The organism is Lacisediminihabitans sp., from assembly GCF_036569425.1.
Classification (GTDB): Bacteria; Actinomycetota; Actinomycetes; order Actinomycetales; family Microbacteriaceae; genus Lacisediminihabitans.
Genome location: NZ_DATCQQ010000077.1, coordinates 39,388 through 48,225 on the forward strand (window position 1 = coordinate 39,388; position 8,838 = coordinate 48,225).

Consider the following 8,838-nt stretch of genomic DNA (forward strand, 5'->3'; position numbering starts at 1 on the left):
GGCTTTGCCGGGTTGCACGCTTAAGGTAACGGTGTGTGGCGTGCTAATAGACCTCAGGACGATCTCTTCGACGAGCCTGGCGATGACCGTGCCCGCGTGGAGCTGCAAGTGACCGCCCCCCATGCCTTGACCTTCGGTGACCCGAACTACGTGCTCGCCAACGTCGCCGAGCCGGTGTGGCACGAGTGGCGCACCGAACTCGCGACGGTGGGCGGCCCGTCGCCGCTGCTGCACTTCGTGGATTCGCCCCGCACCCGCATCGAACTCGGGGCGACGCATCCCGGCGGCCTTGCCCAGTTCATTACCGGCAAGAGCACCCTTCTCTCGAGTCTCATCCGCGACGATGTCGCCCTGCGCGCGGCCAAGCTCGCCGCGGGCGAGATCGCGGCGAAGGGCCTCGAACTCGCCACGGCCCGCGGCATCGACTCCATCCACCTGGGCATCGGAATCGCCGACTGGAAGCTCGGCGGCGTCGAGTACCGCGCCCCGGTCTTGCTGCGTCCGCTGGCCATCCGGCGCTACGGCAGCGACTTCGAGGTGAAGCTCAAGGGGGCGCCGTTCCTGAACCCGGCGCTCGCGAAGGCCCTCGCTGAGCAGTTCCAGATCGAACTCGACACCGGCGCCTTCGTGGCGCTCGCCGAGGAAGACGGATCGTTCAAGCCGAATCCGGTGATCGACCGGCTGCGCGGCCTCACCTCCCACCTGGACTGGTTCAACGTGCAGCCGCGACTCGTGGTCTCGTCGTTCGCCGACGTGGGCACGGCGATGGTGGTGGATTCCGCCGACCTCGAGCACCCCATCCTCGACGCGCTCGCCGGCAACCCCTCTGCAAAGTGGACGATAGAGGAGAGCTACGCACCGGTCGAACCGCAGAATCCCGACCAGCGCACCCCGGAGACGGACACCCTGCTGCTCGACGCGGACGCTGAGCAGGAGAACGTGATCGCCCAGATCGCCGCCGGCAACTCCGTGGTGGTCAAGACGCTTCCCGGCACCGGCGCCACCCAGACGATTGTGAACGCGCTCGGCTGCCTCGTGAACCAGAACAAGCGTGTGCTGGTGGTCAGCGCTCGCCGCTCCTCCCTCACCGGCATCGCCCGGCGCCTCGGCGACATCGGCCTCGCGGGCATCGCGGTGTCTCCGGCCACCCTGCGCCGCGACCTCATCCGGTCGATCGGCCGCAATGAGAAGGCGAAGGCGCCCCAGGTCGCGGAGGTGGATGACGCCCTCGTGCGCCTGCGCAAGGTTCTGCTCGACTACCGCGGCGCCGTCGCCCGCCGTGACCCCGCGCTGCGCGTGTCCGTGCTCGACTGCCTCACCGAGCTCTCCCGGCTGGCCCTCCTGCCGACGCCTCCCGCGACGACCGCCCGCCTCTCCCGCCAGTCGGTCGAGCTCATGGCGGACGACCGTTCACGTGCCGCGACCGCCATGGTCGAGGCGGCCACGCTCGGCGAGTTCAAGTACGGTCCTGGCGATTCGCCATGGTACGGCGCCACCTTCTCCTCGAGCGAGGCGGCCACCCGTGCGCACGGCATCGCGCAGCAGTTGCACCACACCGAGCTGCCGCGTCTGCTCGAACGCGCCAACGAGCTCATCTCCGGCACGCGGATGCGGCCGTTCGAGTCGATCAACGAGCTGGGCGTCTACCTGCGCCTGCTCATCGACATCCGCGACACTCTGGACAAGTTCCAGCCGGTGGTCTTCGACCGTTCGCTCAGCGAGCTCATCGCCGCCACGTCATCCCGCAAGGACTCCCCGGAGATGTCCGGCGCGAACCGGCGTCGGCTCAAGAAGCTCGCCCGTGAATACGTGCGCCCCGGCGTGCACGTCGGCGACCTCAACGAGGCCCTCGTGCGCATCCAGCAGCAGCGCATCCTGTGGCAGCGTTTCGTCGCCGCCGGGGTTACCCCCGAGGTGCCGGTCGGAATCGCGGACGTGCAGGTCGCGTACCAGCAGGTGGCGCAGGACCTGACCTTCCTCGACGAGCCGCTCGGCGCGGTGACGCGCGAGACGCAGCTCGTGTACCTGCCCATCCACGTTCTCGTCGAGCGGATCGCCGGCCTCGCCGCCGATTCGGATGTTCTGCACAACCTGCAGGAGCGTGCGCACCTGCGCACCACGCTGCGCGACCTGCAGCTCGACCCGCTGCTCGAGGATCTCGCCTCCCGGCACGTTCCGGAGGAGCAGGTGGCCGCCGAGCTCGAACTCGCCTGGTGGCAGTCTGCGCTCGAATCCCTTCTCGAGACCGACCGGGCGCTGCTCAACGCCAACACCTCGGTGCTCGACCGGCTCGAGGCGGACTTCCGGCTCGTCGATGAGGCGCACGCGGCCGGCAGTGCCCAGTTGCTCGCCTGGCAGCTCGCCGAGAGCTGGAGCATCGGCCTGGTCGACTGGCCGGACGAGGCGGCGGAGCTGAAGACCGCGCTTCGCACCGACCGCATGGATGCCCGCGCCCTGCAGGAGGCGGCCCCGCACCTGTCGCGCACGGTCGCACCGGTCTGGCTCGCGTCGCCGTACGAGGTGGCGCAGATCACCGACACGCTGCACTTCGACACCGTGATCCTCGTCGATTCCGGCGCCACCACGCTCGCCGAGAACGTCGCGGCGATCCGTCGCGGAAAGCAGACCGTGGCCTTCGGTGACCCGGTGACCCAGACTCCGGCGCAGTTCTCCATCGCCCTCGCGGATGCCGAGGACGAGCAGGTCGACGACGTCGCCGCCGCACTCGACGAGCTTCATGCCGAGTCGGCGCTCGCCCGACTGGGCACCCTCCTGCCGACCCTGGCCCTCACCCGCAGCTACCGCGCCGGCGGCGAGGACCTCGCCGAGCTCGTCAACCGCCGCTTCTACGCCGGCAAGATCGAGTCCTTCCCCTGGGCCGGAAGCTTCCTCGGCCACAACAGCATCCGACTCGACTTCGTCGCGGACGGCTCGGGCATGCCCGATCCGGAGTCCGGGGGAGTGGAGAGCGTCGACGCCGAGGTCAACCGTGCGGTCGAGCTCGTGATCGAGCACGCCACGATCCGCCCGCACGAGTCGCTCATGATCATCACCGCGAGCGCGCGTCACGCGGTTCGCGTGCAGCAGGCGGTGCTCGCCGCGACCGTCGGGCGCCCGGAGGTGAGCGAGTTCGTGCTCGGCGACCGGGCGGAGCCCTTCGCCGTCATGACGATCGAGCAGGCGGTCGCCCAGAGCCGCGACCGGGTGATCCTCTCGATCGGCTACGGCCGCACCCCGCACGGGCGCGTGTTGAGCGACTTCGGCGCCCTCGGGCGGCCGGGCGGCGAACGACTCCTCGCCGTGGCGATGACGAGGGCGCGCCGGTCCATGGTGATCGTGACCTGCTTCGAACCGCAGGACATCGACGAGGGCCGCATGCAGTACGGCGCGGTCGCCCTCGCGGAGATCCTCGCCGACGTGAGCGCCCGCAGCACGATCCAGCCGGTTCCCGACGACAGCGAACCGATGCTCGTCGACCTGGCGCGCCGTCTGCAGGTTCGCGGGCTGCGCGTGGCCCTCGGCCATCGTGGCAAGCTCGGCCTCGTGGCGTCGCACCAGGGAATGTGCCTCACGATCGAAACCGACACCGTGCTCCAGGGTTCGAGCCTGCGCGAGTCGCTGCGCCTGCGCCCCGAGATGCTGCGTCGACTCGGCTGGCACTACCTTCGCGTGCACGCGTTCGAGCTCTTCAGCGAACCGGATGCCGTCGCCGACCGCATCGTCACGATGCTCGGCCTGGACTCGGCGCCCAAGACCGAGCCGATCCCGATCGTCGCCGCGCGGGGCTGACCGGTGCCCGAAGTGATCGGCGCCGAGTCGACCGGCGCCGAGTCGACCAGCGCAGGGGCGACCAGCGCAGGGGCGACCGGTTCCGGTGGCACCGAGCCCGCCCCTGGCAAGCCCGCGCGCACGCGACGCCGGGTCACCACCAAGCCGGTGCCCGGTGTGGACCCGAACCCGCCGAGCGAGCCGAAGCGACACGCCGAGGGCGAGAACGACGAACGGCTGAAGGTCGACAAGCCGCCGCACTGGGGCTGACCCGGCCTCACCTCACCTCACCTCGGCTCACCTCGCCTCGGCTTGGCATCCCACTCGGCCGTCGGTAGGTGCTGGCTGGGGTCCGCCGGCGAGCGGTTAGTGACGGTTGAGTTGGGGTGGGCGGGCCGGTTTCCACTCGTCCGTCGGTAGGTGCTGGCTGGGGCCCGCCGGCGAGCAGTTACTGACGGTTGAGTTGCAGGGCAGGGCAGGGGCAGGGCAGGGCAGGGCGGGAAGGGGGCGGGCGCGCGGACTCCCGGCGGTGCCGCCGCGGACCGCGCTACTCGGTGGGCAGGGAGTGTGCGCCGCTCGATGCCGGACTCGTGGCGAGCAGGTCCCGAATCTCGCCGAGAAGCTCGAGTTCGGTGGGCGGAACTTCCTCGTCAGCGGTGGGCTCCTCCTGCTTCTTGCGGAACGACACCCGCTTGAGGTAGTTGATCGGCACGATGAGAGCGAAGTAGACCACGATCGCCACGAGCAGGAACTGGATGACGGCCGCGATGACCGCACCGAAATGCAGGGTCGCCGTGCCGCCGCCGGTGGTCGGGATCGTGACCGGCAGGGCCTCCTCGAGCGACTTCGCGTTGAACAGCGCGCCGATCGCCGGGTTGAAGACGCTGTTGACGATCGCGTTGACGATGCCGGTAAAGGCGGCGCCGATGACGACGGCGACCGCGAGGTCGATGACGTTGCCGCGCAGGATGAACTCTCTGAACCCCTTGAGCATTGAGTGACTCCTTCAGCGACGAGCTGGGCTAGCTGGCGCTTGAGGATACCGCGGCCGGGGCTTTCGCCGGCGTTGACGGGGCCGAGTCGGGCTTCGATTTCGGTTCGGACTTGGTGTCGGACTTCGTCGCCGAGCCGCCAGAGGATTCGCCGGAGGCGCCATTCGCGGCGGACTTCGCGCTGGACTTCGCGGCGGACTTCGCATCGGCGCGGGCGTCGTTGCGGTAGAAGCCGGTGCCGTTGAAGGTCACGCCGATCGAGTTGAAGACCTTGCGCAGCTGCGGTTCGTGGCAGTGGGGGCACACGGTGAGCGAGTCGTCGGTGAACGCCTGGTACTGGTCGAAAGCGTGGTCGCAGCTCGCGCAGCGATACGAATAGGTGGGCACGCGGTCCTCCGTGCGGTAAGCGGTAGTGGGGGTGAAAGTCAAAAAGTGACGAGGGCGTTCGGTGTGACAACACCGTCCACGCGCTTGTCGTGCACCTCGCTGGGCACTGAGTCGACAAGTTCCCGGTCGAAGATCACAGCATAGACCGGTGGGCACTTCTCCATCGATCCGAGCGTGCGGTCGAAGTATCCGCGTCCCCAGCCCATGCGCATTCCCGTTCGGTCTACGCACGCGGCCGGCACGATGATCAGGTCGACGTCATTAATGGCGAATGGACTTAACAACTCTCCGACGGGCTCCGGCATTCCGAAGAGCCCCTCGGTCTCGGTCTCTCCGTCGCCGACCGTCCAGTCGAGCAGGCCGTCGTCGCGGGAAATCGGGAAGAGGATGCGCACGCCGTGCTCGGACGCCCAGTTGAGGAACGGCCGGATGTTCGGCTCGTCGTTCGAGGGAAGGTACGCGGCGAGCGTCTTCACCTCGAGGCTCGTCGCGAGCTCGATCAGGTGCCGACTCAGCTCCGTCGTCGACCGCTCTCGCTCGGTCGCGGTCATGATGCGCCGATGCTCGCGAATCTCGGCCCTCATGGCCCGCTTATGGTGGCCAACGTCACCGCTCATGCTCACATCCTAAGTGTGTGTCGTTTGTTAACCCCCCCGAAACGGGCACAGGTTAGCCTTGTCCACATGTCGTTCAAGATCACTAAAGCAGTCATTCCCGCAGCGGGCCTCGGAACACGATTCCTGCCCGCGACCAAAGCCATGCCGAAGGAAATGCTTCCCGTGGTAGACAAGCCGGCCATCCAGTATGTGGTGGAAGAGGCCGTTGCCGCGGGACTCACCGATGTTCTCATGATCACGGGCCGCAACAAGAACGCTCTCGAGAACCATTTCGACCGTGTCGGCGAACTCGAGGCCACCCTGCTGCAGAAGGGCGACATCGAGCGCCTGCGCAAGGTCAACTACGCGACGGACCTCGCCGAGGTGCACTATGTGCGCCAGGGCGACCCGAAGGGGCTCGGTCACGCGGTGCTCCGCGCCAGGATGCACGTCGGCCACGAGCCGTTCGCCGTACTGCTCGGCGACGACATCATCGACGACCGCGACGTGCTGCTCGCGCGCATGATCGAGGAGCAGGGCCTGCGCAACGCGACCATCGTCGCGCTGCTCGAGGTGGACCCGTCCGTCGTGCACATGTACGGTGTCGCGACGATCGAGGCGACCGAGACTGACGACGTCGTGCGCGTGACCGGTCTCGTGGAGAAGCCGACCAAGGAGAACGCGCCGTCGAACTACGCGATCATCGGTCGTTACGTTCTGCAGCCGGAGATCTTCGACATCCTCGAGCACACGAAGCCAGGCAAGGGCGGCGAGATCCAGTTGACGGATGCGCTCGAAACCCTCGCGGCCAATCCCAGCATCGCCGGCGGCGTCTACGGCGTCGTTTTCCGCGGCCGCCGCTACGACACGGGTGACCGCCTCGACTACATCAAGGCGATCGTGCAGCTCGCCGTCGAGCGTGACGACCTCGGGCCGGACCTTCGTCCGTGGCTCAAGGAGTTCGCCAAGGACCTGAAGTAGTCGCCGGCGCCCGGCCGCCCGGCATCCCGGGCGGCTCGGGCGGCTCGGGCCCCGATGCGGCCAGCCTCTAGAATGGTGACCGTGGCGACGCCGATACCTACGCTCCGTGAGGGCAACGTGGCGATTCGCCCGATTCGCCTTCGGGATGCCCGGGCGATCGAGCGGGAACTGCTCGACAACCGGGGCTGGCTGCGCAAGTGGGAGGCGACCAATCCGCACGGCGCGATGAGTTTTGACGTGCGGTCGAGCATCCGCAGCCTGCAGGCGAACGCGCGAGCCGGCTTCGGGCTGCCGTTCGTGATCGAGTACGACGGCGAGCTCGCCGGCCAGTTGAACGTCTCGAGCATCACCTACGGTTCGCTGTCATCCGCCTCGGTCGGCTACTGGGTGTCCGAGCGCTTCGCCGGCCTCGGCATCACCCCCACGGCGGTGGCCCTCGCCACCGACCACTCGTTCTTCCAGGTGGGACTGCACCGCATGGAGATCTGCATCCGGCCGGAGAACGGCCCGAGTCTGCGCGTGGTGGAGAAGCTCGGCTTCCGCTACGAGGGGCTGCGTCGGCGGTACATCCACATCAACGGTGACTGGCGCGATCACTTCTGTTTCGCCCTCGTCGCGGAGGAGGTTCCGTCCGGGGTGCTGCGGCGCTGGCGGGACGGGCGGGTTCCGGCGGGCGCCGGCACGGTGCCCCAGGCGGATCGGGATGCCGCACTTCTGCCCGGAACACACCCTCGCTAATCGGCGCGATTCGCCCGCCGCCCTCGTAGCGTATGGGTATGGGAGCAGACGGGTTCGGATCGAGCATGATCATCGCGGCCGCCGCGCTGCTCTGGCTCGTCTATCTCGTGCCCACCTGGCTGCGTCGGCGCGAATACCTGGCCACGGAACGCAACGCGATCCGCCTCCAGCAGACCCTGCGCATCATGGCCGAGACGGCGGAGGTGCCGACCGAGGTGAGGGCCGAATTCTCGGCCCGCAGCGCCGCCCAGCAGGAGCGGCTGCTCAAGAAGGAGATGGAACGGCAGGCGGCCGTCGCGAGTGCTCAGGATGCCGCGGCCGCGCGTGCAGCGGCCAGGCGCCTCGCCGAGTCCCAGCCTGCCATCGCCGCGGACGTCACGCTCTCCTCGAGTTCCTCCCGACGACTGCGCCGTTCCCGGGCCATCACCTCCCTCATTCTCTTCGCCTCCTTCGCCGCCGTCGGAGTCGGTGTTGCGCAACTGCTCGCGACCGGCGCCTGGCTGCTGCTCGCCGCCGGCGGTCTCGTGTCGGCAGGCAGCCTCGCGATGCTCGGCCAGATGGCCGCGGTCGGTCGCGCGCGCCTCGAACTGGCCCGCACCATCCGGTCCCGGCCGCCCGTCGTGCAGGAGGTCCAGCGCCGAGTGGTCATTCCCGCGGTGCCTGTGCGGTCGACCTGGACCCCGGTGCCCGTTCCGAAGCCGCTCTACGCGACCATGCCGGTCGCGGAGCGTTCACTCGCCACCTCGCTCGAGGCGGCGGCCGAACTGCGGCAGGCCGCGGCCGACGCGGAACGCGCGCTGCGCGAGGCGCACCAGGCTCCGGAGGTGACGCCGATCCGCGCCGCGTCCGCTCCGAGCCGTTTTTCGCGCATGGGCATCATCGACGAACAGCAGGCGGCTACGACAGACATCGACGCCGTGCTGCGCCGCCGTCGCACGGCCGCTGCCGGCTGATCGGCCCGGCCGCTCGCCACGCACTGCTCGCACGCACTGCTCGCCAACACGCGTTTCTCCGGAGGTTTCGGCGAGAGCGGGAGACCGGATGCCGGGCAGGCCCGAGTTGGCGGGCTCGCTCGGCGGGCAATGCCCCGCGGGCGCGATGACCTCCGGAGAAACGCGTGTCGGCGGGGTGCTGGTGTCTCGGCGGCGCGCCGGAAAGTGATAACGTAGCTACGCACTAGGGCCCTTGGCGCAGTTGGTAGCGCGCCTCGTTCGCATCGAGGAGGTCAGGAGTTCGAATCTCCTAGGGTCCACCAGACAGGTGCCGAGAACCCCACACAGACGACAGTCTGGGTGGGGTTTCTTCGTCATTTCGCCCTACCCGCGCAGCGCGAGCTCCTGGCTTCGCCAGAGGGCATACTGCGCCCACGGGTCTTC

Annotated in this window: 8 protein-coding genes and 1 tRNA gene; 6 read left to right on the forward strand and 3 right to left on the reverse strand. The window is 68.7% G+C overall.

Annotated elements, in window-relative coordinates:
• Positions 1-33: 33 nt before the first annotated feature.
• Complete coding sequence (locus tag VIM54_RS13535) at positions 34-3,789, forward strand: AAA family ATPase (RefSeq protein WP_414673228.1); 3,756 nt, start codon at positions 34-36, stop codon at positions 3,787-3,789.
• A gap of 3 nt (positions 3,790-3,792) precedes the next feature.
• Complete coding sequence (locus tag VIM54_RS13540; RefSeq protein WP_331902079.1) at positions 3,793-4,038, forward strand: hypothetical protein; 246 nt, start codon at positions 3,793-3,795, stop codon at positions 4,036-4,038.
• Positions 4,039-4,315: 277 nt separating this feature from the next.
• On the opposite strand, the gene mscL is transcribed toward VIM54_RS13540, so the two are convergent.
• The 3 genes from mscL to VIM54_RS13555 are packed head-to-tail and all read right to left on the reverse strand — an operon-like array spanning position 4,316 to position 5,764.
• On the reverse strand, positions 4,316-4,762 hold the full coding sequence (mscL, locus tag VIM54_RS13545; protein ID WP_331902080.1) for a large conductance mechanosensitive channel protein MscL: 447 nt from the start codon (positions 4,760-4,762) through the stop codon (positions 4,316-4,318).
• A gap of 28 nt (positions 4,763-4,790) precedes the next feature.
• Positions 4,791-5,147, reverse strand: a complete 357-nt coding sequence (locus VIM54_RS13550) for an FmdB family zinc ribbon protein (protein WP_331902082.1) — start codon at positions 5,145-5,147, stop codon at positions 4,791-4,793.
• A gap of 38 nt (positions 5,148-5,185) precedes the next feature.
• Positions 5,186-5,764 (reverse strand): 5-formyltetrahydrofolate cyclo-ligase, encoded by a 579-nt coding sequence (locus VIM54_RS13555; RefSeq protein ID WP_331902084.1) that lies wholly within the window; start codon positions 5,762-5,764, stop codon positions 5,186-5,188.
• Between the two features lie 66 nt (positions 5,765-5,830).
• Here VIM54_RS13555 and galU point away from each other — a divergent pair, with 66 nt between their 5' ends.
• The 4 genes from galU to VIM54_RS13575 all read left to right on the forward strand — a co-directional run bounded on the left by galU (position 5,831) and on the right by VIM54_RS13575 (position 8,717).
• Complete coding sequence (galU, locus tag VIM54_RS13560) at positions 5,831-6,724, forward strand: UTP--glucose-1-phosphate uridylyltransferase GalU (RefSeq protein WP_331902086.1); 894 nt, start codon at positions 5,831-5,833, stop codon at positions 6,722-6,724.
• A 72-nt stretch (positions 6,725-6,796) separates the two neighbouring features.
• Entirely contained in the window at positions 6,797-7,462 is a 666-nt protein-coding gene (locus tag VIM54_RS13565) for a GNAT family protein (protein ID WP_349257504.1), read from the forward strand.
• A gap of 38 nt (positions 7,463-7,500) precedes the next feature.
• Complete coding sequence (locus tag VIM54_RS13570) at positions 7,501-8,415, forward strand: hypothetical protein (RefSeq protein WP_331902090.1); 915 nt, start codon at positions 7,501-7,503, stop codon at positions 8,413-8,415.
• A gap of 226 nt (positions 8,416-8,641) precedes the next feature.
• Positions 8,642-8,717, forward strand: a tRNA-Ala gene (locus tag VIM54_RS13575).
• The last annotated feature ends 121 nt before the right edge of the window (positions 8,718-8,838 follow it).

Excerpts from the sequence above, each read along its gene's own strand:
- mscL (WP_331902080.1), bottom strand. The coding sequence starts at position 4,762 with ATGCTCAAGGGGTTCAGAGAGTTCATCCTGCGCGGCAACGTCATCGAC.
- VIM54_RS13555 (WP_331902084.1), bottom strand. The coding sequence starts at position 5,764 with ATGAGCGGTGACGTTGGCCACCATAAGCGGGCCATGAGGGCCGAGATT.
- galU (WP_331902086.1), top strand. The coding sequence starts at position 5,831 with ATGTCGTTCAAGATCACTAAAGCAGTCATTCCCGCAGCGGGCCTCGGA.
- VIM54_RS13565 (WP_349257504.1), top strand. The coding sequence starts at position 6,797 with ATGGTGACCGTGGCGACGCCGATACCTACGCTCCGTGAGGGCAACGTG.
- VIM54_RS13570 (WP_331902090.1), top strand. The coding sequence starts at position 7,501 with ATGGGAGCAGACGGGTTCGGATCGAGCATGATCATCGCGGCCGCCGCG.